We start from the raw sequence: 24,163 nt of genomic DNA, 5'->3' as shown, positions 1-24,163 counted from the left end.
ACTCCAGACTCCTTAAATTTTAGTAATGTTGAGAAATAATAGACTTAAAATGAAAGGTTAGCCTTTGCTTATTTTAACAATACAAAAAAACGATAGTTAATGCCTCAACCGTCACTTTTTACTTTTTGGGCAAGACCATAACAAAGCGTCTCCCCGTGGAACTTTCTTCAAATCTATAGCTAAGTTCCTCATGCTCTAGAAGGTATTTAACCACAAAAAGGCCTAATCCTCCTTCTTTCTTAGACTGAACTTTAGTTGGAGTATTTTCTTTAGATACAATCGTATTTTCAATGACAAAATCAGTTCCTTCATTTTCTAAACCTATTCGAATTACTCCACCCTTATCAGAATGCTTGACGGCATTACTGATAATATTTGAGAGAACCAATTTCAAAATAGCTAAATTCATGAAAATACTAGTTATCGGAAGATAATTTTCAATTGATAGGGAGCGAGTCTCAACCAACACTTGATTTTGAGTGAGTATGCGATTTACCACATCATCTAACTGGATCCACTCCTTTTCACCACCTAATTCTTGGATAGAAGATAGGGACAGGATTTCCAGGACGATCTGGTTCATCTCATCGACGATATCGAGGGAGACCGATAGGTAGCGGTCCCGATCCTTGTAGCGACCAATATTATCTCGCATATTTTCTAGGATAATTTTCAAGCTAGCTAGAGGCGTCTTGAGTTCATGCGAAGCCCCTCTTAGAAATTCGACCTTCATCTGCTCCAACTTCAGATTTTCCTGTTTCTGCTTCTCTAGATTGTCGATCACTTCTAAAAGGTGGTGATAGAGGTCGTTGATGTGTTGCTTGAGGACGCCGATCTCATCCTGCGAGTCAATGGGGAGACTGGCTGTCCGATCCAGGCGCTTCATCCGCTTGGTCATCCGTTTGATCTCAAGGATTGGAGAAGAAATCATGCGGGCATAGAGATAGGATGCAATCAGCGACAGAACAAAAGAAGCAAGGAGTGTATAGGGAAGAAAGACCAGACTGATATCTCGCGCTTCCTTTTGCGAATCGACGGTCGCTAAGAATTGCAAGGTTAAGTCTTGTCCTTCTTTAGTCCGAATTTTTCGCTCTTCAATGACCAGGGAATTATTCTGGCTGTCAGGGTTTACGAGTAGGTCATCCTTGACCTCTATGGCATTTTGTTTTTCCTTGCCCTTGATAGAAATCTTGATATCATTGGTCTTGGAATAAAGGTCGATGACGGACTCAATGGTCCCTTCTTCCTGACCTTGTAAACTCTTAGCCAGGGCCTCTGATTTCTTCAAAATCGTCTGACGCTGGGACTCGATATAGGTCGATGGAAAAATAAAGTAAACCGAAGCGTGTAGAAGGATGACTAAGCCACTAAAAAGGGCAAAGGTGATCAGAAAGATCTTTGCAAAGATACTCCGTTTGGTCATGGTCTCTCCAATTTATAGCCGACATTGCGTACCGTAACGATACAGTCCAGCTCTAGTTTTTTTCGTAGTTCCTTGATATAGACATCAATCACCCGGTCAAAAGGTATCTCCTCAGTCTCCTTCCAGACGGCATCAAGGATCTGAGATCGGGTCCGGGCCTTGCCTTCATGCTGGAGCAGGTATTCCAAGATTTCCAACTCCTTGGCATTCATGGAGATAGCTTGACCAGCTAGGCTGGCTGTATAGCTCTCAAAATCCACCCGTGCCTCTCCATAGGTGAAGACCCGTGAAGGCTGGAGCTTTTTAAAAATAGCTTCGATGCGGACCTTCAAGAGGGACAAGGAAAAGGGTTTTTCCAGGTAGCCATCTGCCAACTCTCCAAAGGCCGTCAACTTATAGTCCTCGTCATGGAAGGCCGTCAGCATGAGGACAGGGACTGAGCTGGTCTTCCGGATGGTCTTGAGCACTTCCAATCCATTGAGGATAGGGAGCTGGATGTCCAGCAAGACCAGATCCGGCGCCTCTCTGTGAAAGAGGTCCAGGGCCTCCTGCCCATCGCCTGCTTCAAAGACCTCATAGCCACATTCCATGAGATAGTCGCTCATCCCTTCGCGAATCAGGACTTCATCTTCTACGATTAGTATCTTCATACATTATCCTTTTAATCTATATATGGTCTCTTTCTTCCATTATACCGTTTTTTATAGGTGCAGCAAACTTATCATTCAACATCAACTAAGAGGTCCTTGGGTTTCTTGTGAAGAAGCCAGCGAGAAGAAATCAAGGATACCAAGCTTAAAATAAATCCACCGACTAGAATGACTACCAAAAGTTGCTTAGGTTGCACTGTCATGTGAATCTGAGTTAGAGTCTTACTGAAGCTTTCTGCCTCAGCCCCTCCACCAAGATTTGCAGCTAGAGATTCTTTGGTCATTTGCTTATTGATACCTTCTGTTACATTGGAAAGGACTGTATTACCAACTTTTTCGGCAAAGAAACTAGCTAAACCATATGACAAAAGAAAGGCTGGTAAGGCAATCATCAGCAATTCTATTAAAAATTGACCCGCAACCTGTGTCTTTTTAAGTCCCAAGGCCAAAAAGATACCAACTTCTCTACGACGAGCATTTAACCATAAAATCAACAGAAGGGTTAGCAATAAACTTGTAAAAATGAGACTTCCAATAAACATACGATTTGCCACACGATACATCCCAAGAATAGATTCCTGTAAAGCAGGGTAGTTTGATGAACTCTTAACAAGATCGTAGAGTGTCCAGTTAATGTCCAACTTTTGAATCTTTGCTATCAAGGAATCAAGATTTTGATCGCCTTTAGCAAAGAAAGTGGCATCCTCATAAGTGGCAGTTTCTACGGTATTACCATAGAGTTTTGCTGCTGTGTCTAGATCAGTGATGAGGGTGTTTTCATACAACTCCTGAGCATAGGTAACGGCGGCTTGATTTTGACCAGAAAATAAACCTTTGATAGTCACTTCTACTGTTTCATCAGCCCTTTTTTCGTTATCAGCATCATAGAGATTAGATTTAAGCTTTACTTTATCTCCTACATTAAGACCATTCTTTTTAGCTAAACCTTCGTGCATCAAGATTTGATTATGGTCCTTATCGGTTAGATGTTCTCCTTCAACTAGTTTATAAGCACCTGAAACAAATTTATCTTCTTTTGATGAGTCATTGACTCCTGTCAACATCAAGGTAGACTTAAAATTTTTAGCACGTTCTGGCGATTGATTTTGTAGCGTTTGCTCTGTTTCAATAATCTCATAATCTAGTAAATCACCAATACCATTTATCCGTTTAATAGTCGAAACAATTCCTTTAGTCTCACTAATCTTTTTAATATCTTCTCCCTTAAGATTTCCAGCCCCTCGAGGAGTTCCAGGATTCGTGTTACGATTAATCTGCATTGAAAAACTATTGGTAATTGCCCCTAGACTCTTGGATGCAGCTTCTTGGGTTGCACTTCGCATAGCAAGTCCTAACAAACTAAGAGTACTCATCAAAAGAATAATAGTTAACAGTAATAGTGACTTTGACCATTTTCGTGTAATATATGCAAAAGCGTTTCGAAACATAAGAGTCCTTTCTTTATTTTTTCTTTTCTATGAGTTGTTTCTTCTTCAACTCTAAAACCACATCAGATGCCTGAGCAACTTCCTTACTGTGCGTGACAACTATAACACATTTTTGGCGATCTAAGGCCATTCTTTTAAGGATAGCAATAATATCCTTGGCAGTTTCGTCGTCTAGATTTCCTGTCGGTTCATCTGCTAAGATAATCGGAGCCTCTGAAACCAAAGCCCGTGCAATAGCTACGCGTTGTTGTTGCCCACCTGAAAGTTGCAGGACATTTCGATTAATTTGTTTTTCATCTAATCCCAATTCAGAAAGTATCTTCTTATCAGCATTTTTATTAACAAGTCGTACATTTTCTAAAGGTGTAAGATAATCAATGAGATTGTAATTTTGAAAAACAAGCGCAACATGGTGTCTACGATGATAACTAGAGCTTTTTTTCTTGATATTTTCTCCGTTAAACAAGACCTGCCCCTTCTTGGGATAATCAAGACCTGCCAAAAGGGAAAGTAAGGTCGTTTTTCCCGCTCCAGATTGCCCAATAATACTATAAAATTTACCTTTCTCGAAACGATAATTCACCTTCGAGAAGATAGCTTCACTTTTATTTTGATAACTATACGTAACATCTTTGAGTTCTAACATAGTGTTCCTTTCTCCTTAACTCATATTAGATAAGATTTCTTTTGGAGTTTTGCGCCAAATGAGACCTGTTGTCACACCGAGCGATAATATTACCAAGACTAGAAGACATAGATAAGATAGCCCTAAGGGTAGTCCCTGAGGAATTTGATCTAATAACTGAAGAGCCTGCTGCTGTCCTTGCTGTCCTATAAATTCTTGCAAAAACAGTCGACTTAGTAGTCGTCCAATAGCAAGGGCTGGTAACAAAGACATAAGGGACACCAACAATATCTCCATAAGAAATTGAGCAAAAATGCGTCCCTTGCTCTTCCCAATTGCTAAAAGAATACCTATCTCATGATTTCTCTCACGCGTCCATAGTGCCATTAAAAACGAGAGGATACCTGCTCCTGTAACAATTAAACTAATCATCATCGTTCTGACTATTTCTTGTAGCGCTTGAGACGATTCCTTCAAGGAGTCAAAAGCCTTTCGGTCCTGGTCCAAACGTAGACGATACCAATCGATATCTAATTGTTCCACTTGTTTTATGACTTGGTCGATTCTATCTGGATTCTTAATACCAAAGGATAATTTTGTCACTAACTTATCAGTCAAATTAAGCAGCTGGCTAGAGTCCTCATAATGGAGGAAGACTTGATTTTCACTTAAATCTGAGGACATTCCAGTAAATGTCTCCTCCTTCTTGCCAGAAAAAATACCAACGATATCAAAGCCCATTTCCCTAGCTCCACTTTCAGTCATCTGGAAATTGGACAAGGTCAGCTTGTCTCCGACGCTTAGCTTATTTTTCCTAGCAAGCGATTCATGAATCATAATTTGCCCTTTAGCAGATAAGTGCTTCCCTTTAAGGAGTTGAAAAGCACCACTCCTAAAATCAACACTTTGCCCTGTTCCCTTAGTGAAAGTGGCCCCCAAGGCTTGATTAGCCTCATTATCAAGGTCATCACGTTCCACCGTTTGTTTTCCTGTAACGACCTTCTTATCGATTAGTCGTACTGGGCTTATATATTCAGGTATCGTTGTCATCACATCAGATAGATGACTAATCTTTTCCCCCTCTTTCCAGGAAAATGCACTGCCTCTTTCTTTACTTACCAGAGCAAAACTTGCCCCACTTGACTTCCTGATTTGTGCTTTCATTCCTCCACCAACTTGCATAAGAGAGAAACAAAAATACAAGCAAGATAATATCAAAAATAAAATGAGAAAAAGGATAAAATTCCGCGTTTTTTTGCGAAAAATATAAGCAGTTGCCTGTTGTAAGAGAACCATCTTCCACCTCCATTTAAGACATTAGCCCTCAGCTATACCAAAGATAAGTGAGGATGCTTTAATTTCTTATTCTAATTATAGACGACAAATGTGAAACCTTTATGAAATTAAATATTCTAATCATGATTGACTTTAAACTCTTTTTCTCCAACAAATCGACTTTCGCTAATAGCATTTACCTTCGGCATTTGATATAATTTTTCTCAGAGGTATTTTTATTTATGAAGAAACAAGCTTTTAGTTCTGAACAGTATTTGAATCTGCAACGCGACCATATTTTGGAGCGTATTAACCAGTTTGACGGGAAACTCTACTTGGAGTTTGGTGGTAAAATGTTGGAAGATTTCCACGCTGCTCGTGTCCTTCCTGGTTATGAGCCTGACAATAAAATCAAGCTCCTTCAAGAGCTTAAAGATCAGGTTGAAGTGGTTATCGCCATCAATGCTAACAATATCGAGCACTCTAAGGCTCGTGGTGACCTTGGCATTTCCTACGACCAAGAAGTCCTTCGTTTGATTGATAAATTCAACGAGCTCAATATCTATGTGGGTTCTGTTGTTATTACGCAGTATTCAGGTCAACCTGCAGCCGATGCTTTCCGTAACCAATTGGAAAAAAATGGCATCACGTCTTACATCCACTACCCAATCAAGGGCTATCCGACGGATATGAACCATATCATTTCTCCTGAAGGTATGGGGAAAAACGACTATATCAAGACCAGCCGTAACCTTATCGTCGTTACAGCTCCTGGTCCTGGTTCTGGTAAATTGGCAACATGTATGTCTAACATGTACCACGACCAAATCAATGGCATCAAATCAGGTTATGCAAAATTTGAAACCTTCCCAGTTTGGAATTTGCCACTTCATCACCCAGTCAACTTGGCCTATGAAGCTGCCACTGCCGACCTTGATGATGTCAATATGATTGACCCATTCCACTTGGAAACTTATGGCAAAACTACGGTAAACTACAACCGTGACATCGAGATTTTCCCAGTCCTCAAACGTATGCTTGAGCGCATCCTTGGTGAGTCACCTTACGCTTCACCTACAGATATGGGTGTTAACATGGTTGGTTTTGCCATTACGGATGATGAGGCTGCCAAAGAAGCTTCCAAACAAGAGATTATCCGTCGCTACTATCAAACCGTCCTTGATTTCAAAAATGAACGTGTTCCTGAGACCGCTGTCAAAAAGATTGAGTTGCTCATGAACGATCTTGGCATTACTCCTGAAGATCGCCAAGTGGTCGTTGCAGCACGCGCTAAGGCTGAAGAAACAGGTGGTTCTGCTCTTGCCCTCGAATTGCCAAATGGTCAAATCGTCACTGGTAAAAATTCAGAACTCTTTGGTCCAACTGCGGCTGCTTTAATCAACGCTATCAAGACTTCTGCAGGTATTGATAAGGATACTAAACTTATCGAGCCTGAGGTGGTTAAACCTATCCAAGGTCTGAAAATTGACCATTTAGGTAGCCGTAACCCTCGCCTCCACTCAAACGAAATCCTTATCGCCTTGGCCATTACAGCTGCCAACAATGCGGATGCGGCGCGTGCCATGGAGGAACTTGGTAACCTCAAAGGTTCTGAAGCTCACTCAACAATCATTCTTACCGATGAAGACAAAAATGTTCTTCGTAAGCTCGGTATCAATGTGACCTTCGATCCTTACTATCAATACGACAAATTGTACCGTAAGTAATTCATGATTTAAAACAAGAAAGACCTCAGTTTTACCAACTGGGGTCTTTTAGAAATGACTTTAGATTGAGAAAGAAAAAAGGGAAACTCTATCGAGTTCCCTTTTTGATAACCCACTCTTTCGTCTCGACCCGTTCCCAATGAAAAGGGAGTGGCCTAGCATTATTATGAAAAAGTGAGTTAAAGGTATCAAACAGAGGGCTAAGCCACTCCCGATTCTAATCAGCCTACGATTTCTAACTTGAGAAAAGGTAAGCTAAAAAGCAAAATTATAGTAGATAGGACAGCAACAAGTGGGAGGTAACGACCTCCAACAAGATAAAGTAACAATGGCGCTATCGCTATAAAGCGATTTAGAAAATTGCTAGTAACACGAACGGTTTGTCCGTCCTCGACAGTAATGGTGTTAGACTTGTAACCCAACTTTCCGACACTCAAACGAGCTTTCGACGATGGTAGGGAAACGCTCACGTCTTCCACTCCAGAAACTGTCCCCACAAGACTACTGTCTACGCGAATAGGACTCTTTCTAGCTACCTTGCTCGCTTCAATTGTTATACTAGCCACTAGCCATCTCCTTTTCCTATCTTTCCACCTATATTATACACTTTTTAAAACGCTTACACAAGTGAAATGACTGTTAAATCAGGATTTCTTGAAAATGGTTTATGTTTTCAAAAGTTCTTAAAACGCTTTGAGGGACTTTGGAAATATTGGATTTTAAATAGTAAAAAGGGCACAGTCCTATCTAATATAGAACTGAACCCTTTCCTATAACAATTTGTCTATCCTGTTGGGATAAGTGCCTGAGGGGGATAATATTCCTATACGGGAATGGTGGCACTTTCCCTACAAAAGAGCAAATTTACTTAGGCTAATCCATGAACATAAGCATCTACAGCAACGATGGCTTGCGCAATATCAGAAGCTTTCACCTCAAATGGCATTTGATGAATAGTTTCTCCTTCGATTGTTGCTTGTTGACCAACCTTGAGAAGATCTTCGTAACTTGCATTTTCAAGATGCATTTCTTTAAGAGTGGTTGGCATGCCAATTTGTTGATAGAAACGAATGTATTTATCCAAAACTTCTTTTGGACGATTTTCTAGGAACAATTGTACAAGAGTTCCGTAAGCTACTTTTTCACCATGAGTCAAATGGTGAATATCGCCAGTGAGGGCTGTGAAACCATTATGGATAGCATGAGCCGCAGCCAAGCCACCACTTTCAAATCCGATACCACTGAGAAGGGTATTGGCTTCAATGATGTTTTCAAGGGCTGGCGTTACCACTTTTGCTTCACAGGCAGCCATGGCTTGTAAACCATCTGCAAAAAGGATTTCTTCACAGCGTTCAGCAATGGCAACACCAGCAAGTGTTTGGTGTTTGCCTAGCATGGTTTTACCATTTGCTTGCATAACTGCCCTAGCTTCTACCCAAGTTGCTAAGCCATCTGCAATACCAGAAGCGAGCAAGCGTTTTGGCGCTTGAGAGATAACCTTACTATCAACCAAAACTAATTCTGGGTTCTTAGAATAGAAGATGTAGCGTTCAAAGGCACCTTCGTCCGTATAGATAACAGACAAGGCTGAAACCGGAGCATCTGTAGATGCAATGGTAGGAGCAATCACTACTGGTGATTTAAGAAGATCTGCGATGGCTTTAGCACTATCAATAGTCTTACCACCACCTAAACCAATGACTAAATTACAGCCCTTTTCTTTGGCCAAACTTACCACACGATTAATTTCATTATCTGAAGCTTCACCATTAAAGAAGACTGGAACAACTTTAAGTCCATTTTGAACGAGGTATTCTTCGAAACGTTGACCCACAATGTCATAAACTACTGAATCACACAATAGTACAGGATGACTTCCTAGTTCCAAAATGGTTTTTGCATTTTCAAATAAGGCATTTTCACCTTGAATGTAACGTGACGGACTTGCAAAATTTCTCATAGTCTTTCTCCTTTGACATAAATGTATTTATATAGAATCAATTAAACGACCTTACTTCTATGGAATATAGAGCTAAAAACTCACTTTAATTGACAGCATATCTATTTGGAGTCAGTACATAAGTCTAATTTTTTACTCTGTTTTCAAAACTCCTACTCTTCTTCTGGGTAGGTCAAACCCCAGTCTTTACGGAGTTGAGTCATGAGGTCCATGACATCTCGGCTGTAATTGAGGTAGGTACGATCATCCTCGCCTGCAACGGCTGCTTCCATATCGAGGACCTCATACTGGAGGGCTTTAGCGGTTTCTCCTGCTTCGATGACTTCTTGTGAGCCATCTTCCGTATAGGTGATGACCGCCTTTTGCCCACGTGGGTATTCATAAAGTTCGATATAGCCCTTGTCATAGGCGATAGTACCACGTTTAGGCTGTTTGGCGTGAAGACTTAGCGTCACCGTTGCCATTTCCCCTTCTGCATTGGTAAGAAGAATACCCGCTTGTTCATCAACACCAGTTGGAGCTAATTTAACCTGTGAAACCATCTCTGTCGGTTGCGACGTCATGAACCAACGTACAAAGGAAAGGGCATAAACACCGATATCAAGCAAAGCACCACCTGCCAGATTACGATTGAAAAAGCGGTTGGTCATGTCATATTCTTTATAAGAACCGAAGTTCATCTGGATGACCTTGAGAGGTCCTAGCTTACCACTTTCCACGATTTCAGAGAGTTTTCGATAGATAGGCATATGGAAAATGGTCATGGCTTCTGCCAGTTTGACATGATTTTCTTCGGCCAGTTGAATAGCTTCTGCCAATTCCTCACTATTTAGGGTGATGGATTTTTCACAGAGGACGTGCTTGCCAGCTGCTAAGGCCTTGCGAAGGTAATTAATATGCGTATTATGAGGCGTTGAGATATAGATAATATCCACTTCAGGGTCTTCAAAGACTTGGTCAATCTCTTCATAAACCTTTTCAATGCCATATTTTTCAGCGAAGGCCACTCCCTTGTCGTAGGTACGATTGGCTACGGAATAGAGTTTCCCGCCAAGAGCTTCCAAGGCTTGTGCCAATTCGTTGGCAATAACGCCAGTTCCAAGACTAGCCCAGTTGTACTTAATTTGATTTGTCATAGTTTTCCTTTTTCTATTTTTGAATGGTCAATTCATTAATCTGAGATAAGATTTCAACCTCACTCGCTCCTGCCTGAAGCAAGGCTGAAGCCGCATAGGCCCCCTCAATGAGAGGTACCTGTTGAATAAGGATTTCCTTGTCTGAAAATTCCTCAAGCATTTCCAAATTCATACGGGAACTACCTAGGTCGTAAAAGGCCAAGAGTCGGTTGGCTGGCTGACTTTCCACAGCCACTTGGACATGGTCAAAACTAGATCCCAAGCCACCATCTTCCAGACCACCTGTAGCCGTCAAAGGGATATCTGGAGCGACTTCACGAATCAGGCTCACCAAACCTTTAGCAATATCCGCAGAGTGGGACACAATCACAATTCCAAGTTCTGGCATATCCTAGCCCTCCGCTTCTAGCAAGGCTTTGAAGAGTAGACCAGACGAATAAGAGCCTGGATCAATGTGACCAATAGAACGCTCACCTACATAAGAGGCACGCCCCTTGGTAGCCACAACTTCCTTGGTTGAAAGAACAGCTTGATCAATAAGGTCATTGGTTAATTGACCTTGTTTGACAGCTTCAACAACTGGGTGCCAAACATCCACCATGGTCTTTTCACCAACTTGTGCATGGCCACGTTTTTTAATCATCTCGAGACCTGCCTCAAGCACTCCTGCCAAATCTTGACCAGCTTGTTCAGCCTTCATCATGCCCATAAATGCAGACCCATAAAGCGGACCTGAAGCACCACCAACCTTACTAATCAAGGCCATAGACACTGCCTTAAAAACTTCTGCCGTACTTTGTGGTTCAGTACTGTTAATAGCCTCAATGGCTGCCGCCATACCACGCGCCAAGTTAGCACCATGATCACCATCTCCAATAGGACCGTCTAATTCAGACAAGTGGTCTTTTTCTGCTTCAACCTTTTGATCAAAGCCTTGCATCCATTTTTCTGCAACTGTTTTATCCATAATATACCTAATTTCTAGTTTTCATGTCAGACTACCAAGCGATGGTCTTAACAGGACTCTCCAGAACCTCAAGCCAAGCGTCATTTTCAATCTTCATGAGCGTCAATGAAAGACCTGCCATATCAATCGATGTCATGTAGTTACCTAATTTTTTATAGGCCACTTCTAGTCCAACTTCTCCAAGAATGCTTGCTACATCGTTAGCAAAGACATACTGCTCCATGAGAGGTGTCGCACCCATACCATTGATGAGAAGGGCATAGCGTTCACCTGCCTTAGCCTCAAAGGCTTCAAGGAGTTTCCCTGTCAATTCTTCAGCTAACTGGCGAGATGGCTGCATAGACTCCTTACGATAACCTGGTTCACCATGGATACCAATACCGTACTCAATTTCATCCTCAGCTAGGACAAAACCAGGCTTACCAACCTCAGGAACCGTCGCACCACTAAGGGCCAAACCAATGGTGTGGATGTTAGGAACAATCTTATCAGCCAAGTCCTTGATTTCAGCCAGAGACTTACCTTCACGAGCCGCATGACCTAGGATTTTGTGAACGAAAATAGTACCTGCAACCCCACGACGACCTTGTGTATAGAGGCTATTTTCCACAGCAATATCATCGTCTACAACAACACTAGCAACCTCGATGCCTTCCATTTCAGCCAATTCTTGAGCCATCTCAAAATTCATGATGTCGCCAGAATAATTTTTAACAACCATGAAGACACCAGCTCCTTGGTCCGCTTCCTTGATAGCTTCCAAAATCTGATCTGGCGTTGGTGACGTGAAGACAGCACCTGCAATGGCTGCAGAAAGCATACCATCACCTACAAAACCTGCGTGAGCTGGCTCGTGACCACTTCCACCACCAGAAATGAGACCAACCTGACCAGCAGCCTGCTCATTTCTTGCGATGATGTCAAACCCCTCAACACGATGTACCAAATCACTGTGAACATAAGCCAAGCCATCTAGCATCTCTGTCACTACATTTTCAGGTTTATTGATAATTTTTTTCATGGGATTGCCTCCTTTTCAAAGGTATCAACTATTGCACTTACATTGGCTTCCTTCTGTGATTGTTAATTCCCTTTAAATAAAGGACTTCAAGGCTTTTTGAGAAAGACAGCGTAAAAATATGTAAACGCATACATTTTATAATTCAATTGTAGCATTTGCCTCTATCAATAGCAAGGCAAAAGGCAAGACCTCCATTTTCCTGACCTCTATCATTAAGTAGAAGAAAAATTTCATAGAAAGTCCTATTTTAGTCGCCAAAGCTATTGAAAAACCACCATTCAAACCTTATAATGGAATGACGAATTAAGCGATAAGGAGATTCAAATGACCATCGATTTCCAAAGAGAGACAGAAACAGAAACTAAAAACGAAATGGATGCCGTCCTTCAGGCAGGCCGTGTCCTTATGGAGAGCGGTGCTGAGATTTACCGTATCGAGGACACCATGGGACACATGGCCAAGTCTCTTGGTATCAGAGACTTCTCCACTTATGTGGTCAATCGAGGAGTCATGATTTCTGGACTCAACCGCTCAGGTCTTAAAGAGTCTCGTGTCCTAGCTACCTCAGTCCCGTCTATCCATCTAGGTAAACTAGAGGAAGTAAACCGCCTGTCTCGAGAACTGGCAGAACAACCAAATCAGCCTGTATCTAGCATTTTCCAAAAGCTGAAAATCATTGAGCAGAAGACTTTCTATCGTCCCTTAGAGGATATTATAGCCTGTGTCATTGGTGCAGGGAGCTTCTCGCTAGCTCTTGGAAGTAGCTGGATTGATGGGACTGCTGCGGCTATATCGGGGCTTTTTGTGGGGATTGGTATGCAACTCTTTTCCCGTTTTATTCATACCAGTTTCTTGCAGATTATCCTCTCTAGTGCCATTGCCGCTTTATCAGCTAATATTCTCTATTATTTGGGTATCGGGCAACATCGTAGCGTGATTATTCTGGGCACCTTGATGATTTTGATTCCTGGGGCCTACTTTGTAAATGCCATTCGAGAATTCACCCAGAACAACTACTATAGCGGTCTAGCCCTGATGTTGTCAGGGGTCTCCACTTGTCTATCTATCTCTGTCGGTGTTCTTGCCATGATTTCCATTCTTCCCTTTGCGGAACAGTTATCAGGCATGTTCTCAACACCGTCAACCTCATGGCTGGGGGTCTCAATTCAGACCTTCATGGCAGGACTAGGGACAGCAGCCTTCTCCGTGCTTTACCGAGTGCCTAAGAAATACTTCCTAGACCTTGGGACCCTAGGAGCAGGCTCATGGCTCCTCTACCTCTTGATTTGGAATAATACCCATCACGAGGTCCTCGCCATCCTCTTCCCAGCCCTATTAGTCACTATCACCTCACGCTTTTTGGCCCACTACCGTAGATGTCCAGCTACAGTCTTCCTAGCCTCAAGCATGTTCCCACTCATCCCAGGGATGAGCTTCTACCGTGCGGTCTACTTCCTCTTGATTGGAAATGCAGACCTCGGCCTCAGCTTCCTACGAGCTTGTTTCCTGGCCTCCTTTACCATCGCCATCGCAGTCAGTTTGACACAACAAATCCCTAGCCGTTATTTTGTACTAGGGAAGAAGAAATAAATTGTTAAAAGCCATTGGTATTGTATGCCAGTGGCTTTTTTTGGTGGCGTTCTAAAATCAGTGAATAGCATATTATGAATATCAAAAATACCCTACTCAAGGATCTATCCGCTGCTAACTTAAAGCAAATACATCATTAACACTCTTTAATGAAAGTTCATCATTCATATACTATCAGTTTTGTTTAGAGTAGAGTTGGAAAGAGTTTATACAAAAATAAAAACGCTTACACAATTCTTTGATTTTATTAAAATGTGATGATAAACTTGATGTGTAAGTAAGAGAACCATAATGCTAACTTAATTTTACTCATGAGTTAACCATATCCTTGCTACTATTATTTAGTTTTATGAAAGGAGCATTATCATGGAAAAGAAAGTATACTTTAAACTTCACAAAGTAAAAAAGCAATGGGTAACCATTGCAGTAACTGGTCTAGCTCTAGGACTTAGTTTTGCAAGCTTGGGCTATGTGTCCGCAGCTGAACAGACTTACCCCACCTCAGAACCAACGGTTGAAAACAGCATAGAAGAAAATGCAATCGATGTCATAAGCCCGTCAACTAATGAAGTCACTACTAAACCAGAGGAAAACAAATCTTTAGTCACAACAAATTCAAGTGAAATCATCACTGAAACTACTTCTACTGAATCTAAACAAAGTGTCACTGATGCAGCTACTTCAGACATAGGTACTTCTGAAATTAACTCTCAACAAGCTCTTCGTTCGGAAGTCTCTACTGTTACTAGCAGTGAAGTCGTAAGCTCTGAAACATCACATTCTGAAACAAATGCAGCCCATGAATTAGAAGAAAGTCCCGTAATATCCGGCGGTCATTACACTAGCGATGATCAGGGCAACTGGTACTATTTTAAGGATGGGAAAGCACTTACTGGTATGCAAAATATTGATAATGTGAATGTCTACTTCGATGCCGATGGTAAGCAAGTCAAAGGAGACACCCGTCACGTTAATGGAGCAACATATCACTTTGAGAAAGATAGCGGACAACTTACTCGCAATGCTTTTGCATCTGATAAGAATGGAAATTGGTACTACTTAGGCCAAGATGGGAAAGCACTTATCGGTAAACAAGTTATTGACAATATTACACTCTACTTTTACCCTAATGGTGTTCAAGCTAAAGATGCCTTTGTCATCCTAGATGGAAATTCCTATTATTTTCAAAAAAATACTGGCCAATTGGTTCGTGACCGTTTTTGGTCGGATGACGACGGCAACTGGTACTATAGTGATAAAGAAGGGAAACTTCTAACAGGCGAACAGACTATAGATGGCTTCGACATGTATTTCTACCCAGACGGTGTTCAGGCCAAGGGTGAAATCGTTACAATAGGTATCGAACCCTATTACTTTGATAAGGATAGTGGTCATAAGGTTATAAATACCGACATCACTATTAATGGAAAAACTTACCACGCAGAAGCTAATGGACTTTTGATTGAAACTGAGCAGAAACTTCCACAACTTCCACTTGTTTCTGGTGGCCATTTCCAAGAGGATTCCTCAGGGAACTGGTATTATTACACCGCAACAGGAGAGAAACTAAGAGGATGGCAAAATGTAGATGGAGTAACTCTTTACTTTGATGAAGAAGGTCGTCAAGCGAAAGATGGCGAAAGAATCATAGACGGCTTCCATTACTATTTTAGTCACTATTCAGGTGCTGTAAAAACCAACTATTGGCATACTTGGTCTATTGAAATCAGAAGATGGGAACCATTTGCAAAAACGTATAACATCTATTATGGTTCTGATGGTCGACGTTACTATGGATGGCATCGAGTTGGCGATCAACTTTATTATTTTGATCATACTGGTCGAGTTGAAAATGCTCTTACTACCTTCAAAGGACAAGACTACCTCTTTGATAATCATGGAAAATTGGTAAAAGATGCCTTTTATATTCAGTCATTACGTGTCTTTGCTGGAACTTTAAATACTAGTTATCGCTCCAATAAATTTGGTCAAGTACTAACCGGAGAACATCATATTAATGGTGATGACTACTATTTTTCAAATTCTGGTTCAGCAGTCACTGCTATTGTCACAAAAGGTGGCAAGGATTATTATTATTTTGAAGGTAAACTTCTGAAAAACTATCTCGGACCTTTACTCGTACGTCAGTATATGGATGATTATACTTACTACCATGGCATCGTAGGTACAGATAAGGATGGGAGGGTACTTACTGGTGTTAGCACTGCAAATAATGGTAAACTCTATTATTTTGAAAATAAAGGAGATATTTACCATGAAAGATATATCCCCCAAATGGTTACAGTTACAACACCTACATGGAAAACGATTGATGGTAAGCTATACCACTTAGAACCTAGCATAAACAGAACTTACAAATCTGGAAGAAGCCGAACCTATACCGTCAGAGAAGAAGTAGACATTATTAACCACGGAGTACGAACAAAGACCGATAAGATTAAACGTATTATTGATGATGATTTTGGTAATCTATACTATCTTGATGAAAACAATGATTTTTACATCGGACATCTACTTCCAGAAAACACAGATTTAACCAAGATTGAAGAAACTGTAATTCAAAGTGACAATAAATTCTATGCTTTCAATAGAACAAGTTCGCTTTCCGAAACTTCCCCTCTTACAGTTTCCAAGACCTTAGTTTACAATAAAAAAGCCTACCTCATTGATGATAAAGGAGTAGCGACCGAAACTAAACTAACAAATCGTTTCGAACACGATGATGCATGGAATTGGTACTACTTTGATAACGAGGGAAAAGCTGTCACCGGACTCCATTCAATAGATAATGTCACTCTATACTTTGATAAAGAGGGCAAACAAGCTAAGGGACGACTTGTCGAAATTGACGGTCAAACACATTATTTCGATAGAGACAGCGGAGCTATGTGGACTAACCGAACACTTGAACTTAATGGTATTCGTTATGTCATTGACCAAAATGGTTATGTAACGATGAACAAACCTGGACAATTTATTCAAGATAAAGATGGTGATTGGGCTTATATTAAAGAAAATGGACAGTTAGCCACTGGACTTCAAATTATTAATCATCAAAAATACTACTTTGATCCAACTGGAAAACAAGCCAAAGGAAAACGACTTCTGCTTGATGGAAAGTACTATTTCTTCGATAACGATACTGGTGCTATGTTCGTAAATAAATTCCATGAAACAGGCGATTACTTTTCTAAAAAATATACTTATTTTGGCGAGGATGGAAGCCAGATATTTGGTTGGGCAACTATTGAAGGTAAACGTGTTTATTTTAAAGAAGATGGCTACCAAGTTCGAAATGATAGACACAAGATAGGTGATTTCGATTATTTCTTCAAAAAAGACGGTAGTATGCTTTCTGATGATATTGACGGCGACTACAAATACTATTATGCTGATAAGGACGGTCATCTACAGTTCGGATGGGTTACTCATAATAATGAAACCTACTATATCAGCCCACCATGGGGAGCTGAAAACCGAACATATCTACAAAATATCAATGAAAAGACCTATCTTTTGGGCCCTAAAGGACGACTTCTACGGAATACAGCTACAGACATCTCTTGGGATAATTTCTGTGTTTCTGATGAAAATGGAGTTGTAAAAACAGGTGTCATTCGGTTAGAAGATAATAGGCTTTATTATTTCAACCCTGAAATTTATATGACTACTCCTTTTAGTGGCGAATGGGCAGAGTTTGATGGTAAACTTTATCATTTTGAAAAGCCGATATCAGTTAGTCCAGAGTCAAAAGGTTCTCCAATTACCACTAACACTACGCTTGAAAAAGATGGAAAAACCTATATTATTGACGAAAATGGCGTAGCTACAGAGAAAAAGGATTAATATCAAACTAACAACTGTAAGTATTTGAAAAATACCTCATTTTTGCCAAAATGTATTCAAAAACACCAGAAATCATTTTTTCTGGTGTTTTCTTTTTGTTTTCTAAAACCTAGTAAGGCTACCGGCAAAATCTCTATCATCAATCTACTTCAAGTCAAAATATTCCTTAACATCTTTAGCATAGCCATACTGCTGGTTTAAACGCTCGAGCAAGTTTTTGTTATGGCCTGGATAATTGTCATTCCTCACCTTCACCCTCATACAAACATGCCACCAAGCGTTCAAAGGGCTCTATATACTCCCAATACTCAAAAGGGAGATTTGAAATCTTACTTAGATCATTATCATCAAAATGATACACGAGATGGCGTAGTATTTGATTTTCAATATAATGGATATCTCTCAACTGCTCGAGACTGATTGTATCCAGTTCTATGATGTAGTGACACAAATCATCAAGTGCTTTTACATCAAATTTTTCTCCTCGTGCAGGAAGTAGAGAAAGCTTTGATTCTCACCTCTTTTATTATCTTCTATCAGATTCCTTTTATGCATCATTCTTGAATCCTTTCCTTAATAGCACCATTATAACACTAGAAAATGATTTCCCAAAGCTACAACATAAAAAAAGAATCTGGGATGTTTACATTCCAAATTCTCTTATTCTTGATTAGCAAAGCAGCAAGACTTTTTACCACAAACTAATGCGTTTGCTTGGTGCTAGATACATGGCGTCGCCTTCCTTGATTTGAGGGTAAGCTTCATAAAACTCAGGAAGATTCTTAAGTTGTTGGTTAACACGCAGTTCGTTAGGTGCGTGGACGTCTTGTACCATGGTATATTTATTGTACTGTAGGCTGGCCTTTTGTTTCCAGATATCTGCGTAGTTCTCAAAGTAATCCTTGAGGTTAGGTTTTGTCATATCTGTTTTGAGAACTTGTAGTGTGGATGAGAGACCGCCAGCATCTGCGACATTCTCAGTGACTGTGAGTTTTCCATTTACCTTAGTCCCGTAAATTTCCAAACCATTCCACTGGTCTTCAAAGGCTTTGATTCTCTTGTCAAAAGCTTTGCTATCAGCTTTTGTCCACCAATTGTGCATGTCGCCGTTCTCATCATAGTCGGCACCATTGGAGTCAAAGGCATGGGTAATTTCATGTCCTATCACGACACCGATACCACCATAGTTCTTTTCAACACTTTGGTTCTTGTCGTAAAACGGAGCTTGCAAAATACCAGCTGGGAAGTTGATGCTGTTGCTTTCTGGGTTGTAATAAGCATTGATATCAAAAGCTGATCCAGACCATTTATTCTTATCAATAGGCTCATCAAAATGATCAATGGTATAACGTTTTCCGAACTGGGCAATGTCTTCTGACAATTCAAAGAAGGACTTGTTCGGGTCAAGATGTAGTTCCTTAGTACCAGGATCCACATCTTCCTGATAACCTACAAAAACCTTCATTTTATCCAACTTTTCGATGGCCTTGTTGCGTGTATCTTCCGTCAACCAATCATTCTGTTGGAGACGGCCACGATAGACATTTTTGATTTTATCAATCATACCTGTCACATCAGTCTTGGCTTCTTCACCAAAGTATTTACGTCCATAATAGACACTCATGACATCGCTAAACAGATTGACACTCATCTCATAGACCGTATCTTCTTTAGAAATTGGCTTTTGTGTGCCCATAATAGCCATGCTAATCGATGCAAAATTCAAACGGTAATCTTCTGTCAAAGAATTTGACGCTGCCATAGCTTCTTGCACTAATATCCATGATTTTATTTTAGAAAAATTATCCTGATTGACGATTTTACTATAGTTCTCAAAATACTTGGTATTAGGGACATTGATGGTTTCTAAATCACGTCCCATAATGCCTTTAATGACATCATATATTTTGAAGGAACCAGAGTAGGCATTAATCTCTTCTGCTGTTTTAGGGTGAACTAAATTCTTACTCTCGGACATCTCTTCGTTACTGAGACTGTACTTAGCAATGATTTCGTCGAACTCCAGTGCTTCTTTGACAATGCGTTTACTATTTTTTTCGCTATATCCAAGCATTTCCAAGGCTTTTTGCGTGGCTGTTTCAATTGGAGTCAAATATTGTTTCTTGCTGGCCTCGTCTTTATAAATAGACACATCTGGCAATAAGATACTTGGGGGACTCAGTTGGATTTGTTTTTGACTGGTATTCTCTGCGTTAGTTCCAACGTTGTAACCAAATGGAAGAGGAATCCCCTTATCAGTCAAGCTAGCAGATTTACTGGCCAAATCATTTACATCCTTGATTTCCTCAATTTCTTTTAGATAAGGTTTGAGAGGTTCAAGACCATCTTTCTCACGTTGCTTGTAATTACTAGCAGCCTTGTAGAAGGTGATAAACTCAGACATCCCCGTAATATCTGACGTTTCCTTACCCTCCCCTAAATTTTTGATATCCTTCTTAAGCTTTCCTTTGATATCTTCCCCTAAAGTATAAAAATTATCAATGCTTGGAGAATCAGCGGGAATTTTGGCTTTTAGGAGCCAGTCCTTGTTAACAGCTTGATAAAAATTAGAAGCTACCGTAGCATTCTTATCAATTGGCGTTTCTTGCGGAACAAAGGTTTTATAAGCCCAAAAACCGCCTCCAGCAAGAGCTAAGGCCAAAGCTCCTGTTATGGAGCCAAGAATAATTTTCTTACGCTTTTTCATAAATACTCCTCATAAAATTAAATTAATGTATTTGTATTATATCATTGGAACAGCGATTTTAGCAAGCTGTTTTTGGGAGACAAAAAGAAGTAATCAGACGATTACTTCTCTTTATTTTCTTAAATAGCGAAAATTAGGTATTACGACACCAAAGATAAGAACCATAAAAGATCATCTAAAAGACAAACTGCCGAGTGATGTTAATCCTTTTGCTAGATTAATGTTACGCTCTGATTTTTCTTGGAATTCTGTGAGCGTCTTACTCAAGTCACTCACTCCAGAACTCAGTGATTTGCCTTTAGAAAGATTGCTGACTGCTAGAGCTTGAATAGCTCTACATAATTCTGCAAGAAGTTCATCATTATCCTTCTTCCCAACTTCTATTTCATTTTTATACGTTACGAGCAACTCTCTCTCATTTTCAGTTGTTTCTGGATTTATAATAAGATTATAGATATTGTTTAAGATATCCGTAATTTGGTTGTTGTTACTTTTTGTCATCTAGATTACCTCCTATAACCTGTAGCAAGATTAGGTCGAGCAAGTGAATTAAATTGGTTAATTGTTTGTGTTGTCATGAGCAACGACCTCTTTTAATAGTTCGCTGTGACATCATTATACACATCTAGCATATCAAATTCAAGAACAAAAATATCCTTCTGCCACAAATGGTCCAAATATAGCACCAACAGACAAAAAGAAGTAATTAGACGATTACTTCTTTCAGATTGAAGAATAAGTCCATTTTAGGCAACTTTCTTCAATCTGTTTCTTTTAGAGTATAAAGTGAAAAACTCTTATAAATTCCATTACATCAATATTCCTAAGAGATTTAACTACGTGGTAACCAACTTTTAAAAGGGCTTGCCTATATTCTGAAGTAAGCACATCGAGCGGTTATTTTTATATTGCTTTATTGACATAAAATCGTATCTCTAACGCTATTCCTTATATTTTTCTATCATTTTTTATGATACAATAGCATCAATTTATTTTTAGGAGGATAATATATGACTTCTACTATTGGTATTATAAGTTTATCTAGTGGGACTATGGGTGAAGACTTTGTCAAGCACGAAGTGGACTTGGGGGTCCAACGTCTCAAGGACCTCGGACTCAACCCTATCTTTTTACCTCATTCGCTAAAAGGCTTAGATTTTATCAAAGAACATCCTGAAGCTCGTGCAGAGGATTTGATTCAGGCCTTTTCTGATGATAGCATCGACATGATCCTATGCGCCATTGGTGGAAACGATACCTATCGCTTGCTACCTTATCTTTTTGAAAATGACCAACTACAAAAGGTTATCAAACCAAAGATTTTTCTCGGTTTCTCGGATACGACCATGAACCATCTCATGTTGCATAAACTAGGAATCAAGACTTTTTACGGCCAATCATTTCTAGCAGACATTTGTGAGTTAGACAAAGAAATGTTGCCATATAGCCTCCACTACTTCAAAGAATTGATTGAGACTGGAAGAATCTCAGAAATTCGACCTAGTGACATTTGGTATGAGGAACGGACTGATTTTAGTCCCAAAGCCTTGGGAACACCTCGTGTCAGCCATGCAAATACAGGTTTTGACTTGTTACAAGGCAATGCTCAGTATGAGGGAGAAATCCTCGGTGGTTGTCTTGAGTCTCTCTATGATATTTTTGACAACTCTCTACACGCAGATAGCACAGACCTCTGCCAAAAATACAAACTTTTCCCTGACTTATCCGACTGGGAAGGAAAGATTCTATTGCTAGAAACAAGTCAAGAAAAGCCTGAACCTGATGATTTCAAAAAAATGTTGCAGGCTTTAAAAGAAACTGGGATATTTGAAGTCATCAGTGGACTCTTGGTCGGAAAACCTATGGATGAAACCTTCTATGACGACTATAAGGAGGCTTTAATGGACACCATTGATAGCAATATCCCGATTGTCTATAATCTGAATGTCGGACACGCAACTCCAAGAACAATTGTTCCCTTTGGAGTCCACGCGTATGTAGATGCAACGGAGCAAGTCATTCGCTTTGACTATAACAAAGAAAGCTGAGATGAATTTCTCAGCTCAGATTGAAGTAATCATACGATTACTTCTCTTTATTTTCTTAAACAGCGAAAATTGGGTAACAAGATACTCAAGATAAGAACGATAAAAATGCCCAAAACCATAATTGTAGTATAGGGATTAAAGCAGAGACTTATTAGCAAGGCAAGACTTATTCCAATCATTAGGTATCCCAACTTTCTCACTACTGACTCACTGCTCTGGTTATGATTTTTTGTAGCCAGGCCAATACTTTTAGGAAGATAATTTCCAATCACTAGAAAAATAAGTGCCACTAACCAAATCACAGTCAATCGAACTTGAACATGGCCTCCTAAGTCAACAGTCAATATAAGACCTTGGATAAGCACAGCAGAAATTGGGACCAACCATAACATAAACTCTTTTAAGAATGGGATCGTTATTTGTTTAAAGAATGAAAAACAGAGATTATATATGATTAACGCCAGAAAAGGTAGAGCAACAATTGCTAAATTGCGATTCATAAAGCCATTGGCTTGCTCTTCTACATTATAGTGGATTGCAATCTGATTTGGTAGTTGTTTGTAAAAGACTAGTCCGACAATAACTGGTGTAAGTATCACTATATTACCAATGACTCTTTGCATATTATTTTTCATCTTCTTTTCCTCCAAGTGATTGAATCCAAGTTAAAATTTCTTCAAAAACGGTCAAGTTCAAACTATAGTAGATAAAATTCTTCTGTTTTTCTTCTTCAATAAGTCCCGCTTTTCTCAAGGTAGACAAATGATGGGAAACTGTTGCGGGAGCTAAGTCAAACTGCTGGCTGATTTCACCAGCGGACTTTGGTCCAGACTTTAGATAGTCTAAAATTTCTCTCCTCACAGGGGCAGAGATGGCTTTTAGTGTTTCAGATAAGCCCATGAGTTTTCTCCTTTCTCCAAATCCGACGTGTCAGAAGTCCAATACCTAACACATAAATAGCTAAAATAAGTTCGATTAGTAAGAGATTGCTGACTATCCCTAGCTGATAAGCACCTGCCAAAAAATCAATGGCAGCATGGAGTATAATCACCCAGAAATAGAATGAAAGCTTATGCTTAGTGACTGCCAGAAAATCCCAAGCTGTAAGCAAGACTTGTAACACCAAGGCAACTAGTCTTTCAAAGAGAGACATAAGCACAGCTAAGCCCGTTAATTGGTTGACCTGACTTACAAGAAGTGAAGGTAACTGACTGGCCTGACCTGAATGGATGGCCTGTAAAACAATGATGTTAGTGAGTAAGCCCATCACTCCAAGGAAGATAAATTCACTAAGACCATGTCCAAAACCGTAGGCTACAATATCAGACGTCATCAAACTTCTTTTCTTTGCAAGTACCTTAAAAACCAAATAGCGAGTTGTTTCTTCAACAAGGCCAGCCATAAGCCCTCCATAAATAATGGTGAACCATTTAGAAGAGTGACCAAAGCTTGAAAGAACTAGGGAGTTAATAGGTCCTTCAATCATCATGACAGGTAAGGCAAAACCAATCAAACCGACTAAAAAGAGCTTGATTGAAAATTGCCATCTTTTCTTCAGAATGATAAAACTTATGACGGCGATAACCAACATGGTAAGAATTGCCATAAAAAGAAATGTTTCCATTTGATTTATCCTTTCATTGAAACGGAGCATCAATACGACTTGAGTCAGAATACCTATTTCTATACTTTTCGAAATAGATTCTACGCTTTTCTGAA

General features: G+C 39.9%; 20 protein-coding genes and 1 pseudogene. 4 read left to right on the top strand and 17 right to left on the bottom strand.

The window, feature by feature from the left end; translation table 11 throughout:
• Positions 1-118 precede the first annotated feature (118 nt).
• The 5 genes from ADH51_RS06380 to ADH51_RS06360 form a co-directional block, all read right to left on the bottom strand.
• On the bottom strand, positions 119-1,423 hold the full coding sequence (locus tag ADH51_RS06380) for a sensor histidine kinase (RefSeq protein ID WP_048675296.1): 1,305 nt from the start codon (positions 1,421-1,423) through the stop codon (positions 119-121).
• Positions 1,420-2,073, bottom strand: coding sequence for a response regulator transcription factor (locus ADH51_RS06375; protein ID WP_009731294.1), 654 nt, complete (start codon positions 2,071-2,073; stop codon positions 1,420-1,422). Before ADH51_RS06375 ends, ADH51_RS06380 begins: the two co-directional genes overlap by 4 nt.
• Positions 2,074-2,144: 71 nt before the next feature.
• Positions 2,145-3,521 (bottom strand): ABC transporter permease, encoded by a 1,377-nt coding sequence (locus ADH51_RS06370; RefSeq protein WP_048675292.1) that lies wholly within the window; start codon positions 3,519-3,521, stop codon positions 2,145-2,147.
• Between the two features lie 13 nt (positions 3,522-3,534).
• A complete protein-coding gene (locus ADH51_RS06365) occupies positions 3,535-4,167 on the bottom strand; it encodes an ABC transporter ATP-binding protein (RefSeq protein WP_014632914.1) in 633 nt (210 codons plus the stop codon).
• A gap of 15 nt (positions 4,168-4,182) precedes the next feature.
• Complete coding sequence (locus tag ADH51_RS06360) at positions 4,183-5,442, bottom strand: ABC transporter permease (protein ID WP_048675289.1); 1,260 nt, start codon at positions 5,440-5,442, stop codon at positions 4,183-4,185.
• A 221-nt stretch (positions 5,443-5,663) separates the two neighbouring features.
• Between ADH51_RS06360 and ADH51_RS06355 the strand changes: the two genes are divergently transcribed.
• Positions 5,664-7,148 carry a DUF1846 domain-containing protein gene (locus ADH51_RS06355; protein ID WP_048675286.1) on the top strand — a complete coding sequence of 495 codons (1,485 nt, stop codon included), beginning with the start codon at positions 5,664-5,666 and terminating at the stop codon, positions 7,146-7,148.
• Between the two features lie 221 nt (positions 7,149-7,369).
• On the opposite strand, the gene ADH51_RS06350 is transcribed toward ADH51_RS06355, so the two are convergent.
• The 6 genes from ADH51_RS06350 to dhaK all read right to left on the bottom strand — a co-directional run bounded on the left by ADH51_RS06350 (position 7,370) and on the right by dhaK (position 12,232).
• Positions 7,370-7,714, bottom strand: a complete 345-nt coding sequence (locus ADH51_RS06350; protein WP_002885337.1) for a hypothetical protein — start codon at positions 7,712-7,714, stop codon at positions 7,370-7,372.
• Positions 7,715-8,016: 302 nt separating this feature from the next.
• Positions 8,017-9,108, bottom strand: coding sequence for a glycerol dehydrogenase (locus ADH51_RS06345; RefSeq protein ID WP_048675284.1), 1,092 nt, complete (start codon positions 9,106-9,108; stop codon positions 8,017-8,019).
• Between the two features lie 152 nt (positions 9,109-9,260).
• Positions 9,261-10,244, bottom strand: coding sequence for a Gfo/Idh/MocA family protein (locus tag ADH51_RS06340; RefSeq protein WP_048675281.1), 984 nt, complete (start codon positions 10,242-10,244; stop codon positions 9,261-9,263).
• Between the two features lie 13 nt (positions 10,245-10,257).
• Positions 10,258-10,632 carry a dihydroxyacetone kinase phosphoryl donor subunit DhaM gene (gene dhaM, locus ADH51_RS06335; protein WP_048675279.1) on the bottom strand — a complete coding sequence of 125 codons (375 nt, stop codon included), beginning with the start codon at positions 10,630-10,632 and terminating at the stop codon, positions 10,258-10,260.
• Between the two features lie 3 nt (positions 10,633-10,635).
• Positions 10,636-11,211 (bottom strand): dihydroxyacetone kinase subunit DhaL, encoded by a 576-nt coding sequence (gene dhaL / locus ADH51_RS06330; RefSeq protein ID WP_048675277.1) that lies wholly within the window; start codon positions 11,209-11,211, stop codon positions 10,636-10,638.
• 31 nt (positions 11,212-11,242) lie between these two features.
• A complete protein-coding gene (dhaK, locus tag ADH51_RS06325; protein ID WP_048675273.1) occupies positions 11,243-12,232 on the bottom strand; it encodes a dihydroxyacetone kinase subunit DhaK in 990 nt (329 codons plus the stop codon).
• Positions 12,233-12,556: 324 nt separating this feature from the next.
• Between dhaK and ADH51_RS06320 the strand changes: the two genes are divergently transcribed.
• Positions 12,557-13,822, top strand: a complete 1,266-nt coding sequence (locus tag ADH51_RS06320) for a threonine/serine ThrE exporter family protein (RefSeq protein WP_048675270.1) — start codon at positions 12,557-12,559, stop codon at positions 13,820-13,822.
• Between the two features lie 366 nt (positions 13,823-14,188).
• Positions 14,189-17,689 carry a KxYKxGKxW signal peptide domain-containing protein gene (locus tag ADH51_RS06315; RefSeq protein ID WP_048675269.1) on the top strand — a complete coding sequence of 1,167 codons (3,501 nt, stop codon included), beginning with the start codon at positions 14,189-14,191 and terminating at the stop codon, positions 17,687-17,689.
• Between the two features lie 238 nt (positions 17,690-17,927).
• Here the strand turns inward: ADH51_RS06315 and ADH51_RS06310 are convergent.
• From ADH51_RS06310 to ADH51_RS06300, 3 genes and pseudogenes are all read right to left on the bottom strand, one after another.
• Positions 17,928-18,247, bottom strand: a pseudogene (locus ADH51_RS06310) (hypothetical protein).
• Positions 18,248-18,380: 133 nt separating this feature from the next.
• Positions 18,381-20,396, bottom strand: coding sequence for a M13 family metallopeptidase (locus tag ADH51_RS06305; RefSeq protein ID WP_048675264.1), 2,016 nt, complete (start codon positions 20,394-20,396; stop codon positions 18,381-18,383).
• 171 nt (positions 20,397-20,567) lie between these two features.
• Positions 20,568-20,897, bottom strand: a complete 330-nt coding sequence (locus ADH51_RS06300) for a bacteriocin immunity protein (protein ID WP_048675263.1) — start codon at positions 20,895-20,897, stop codon at positions 20,568-20,570.
• A 509-nt stretch (positions 20,898-21,406) separates the two neighbouring features.
• Between ADH51_RS06300 and ADH51_RS06295 the strand changes: the two genes are divergently transcribed.
• Entirely contained in the window at positions 21,407-22,444 is a 1,038-nt protein-coding gene (locus ADH51_RS06295; RefSeq protein WP_048675260.1) for a S66 family peptidase, read from the top strand.
• Positions 22,445-22,491: 47 nt separating this feature from the next.
• Here ADH51_RS06295 and ADH51_RS06290 read toward each other — a convergent pair whose 3' ends face one another.
• Genes ADH51_RS06290 through ADH51_RS06280 form a run of 3 tightly spaced genes read right to left on the bottom strand, consistent with a single transcriptional unit; the run spans position 22,492 to position 24,068 of the window.
• Positions 22,492-23,079 (bottom strand): DUF1648 domain-containing protein, encoded by a 588-nt coding sequence (locus ADH51_RS06290; protein WP_048675257.1) that lies wholly within the window; start codon positions 23,077-23,079, stop codon positions 22,492-22,494.
• On the bottom strand, positions 23,069-23,344 hold the full coding sequence (locus ADH51_RS06285) for an autorepressor SdpR family transcription factor (protein WP_002891308.1): 276 nt from the start codon (positions 23,342-23,344) through the stop codon (positions 23,069-23,071). The genes ADH51_RS06290 and ADH51_RS06285 overlap by 11 nt, the downstream gene beginning before the upstream one ends.
• Complete coding sequence (locus ADH51_RS06280) at positions 23,331-24,068, bottom strand: YhfC family glutamic-type intramembrane protease (protein WP_048675255.1); 738 nt, start codon at positions 24,066-24,068, stop codon at positions 23,331-23,333. The genes ADH51_RS06285 and ADH51_RS06280 overlap by 14 nt, the downstream gene beginning before the upstream one ends.
• Positions 24,069-24,163: the final 95 nt, after the last annotated feature.

The organism is Streptococcus sp. 449_SSPC, from assembly GCF_001073005.1.
In the GTDB taxonomy this organism is placed as follows: Bacteria; Bacillota; Bacilli; order Lactobacillales; family Streptococcaceae; genus Streptococcus; species Streptococcus salivarius_F.
This window is presented reverse-complemented; position numbering and strand designations above follow the sequence as displayed.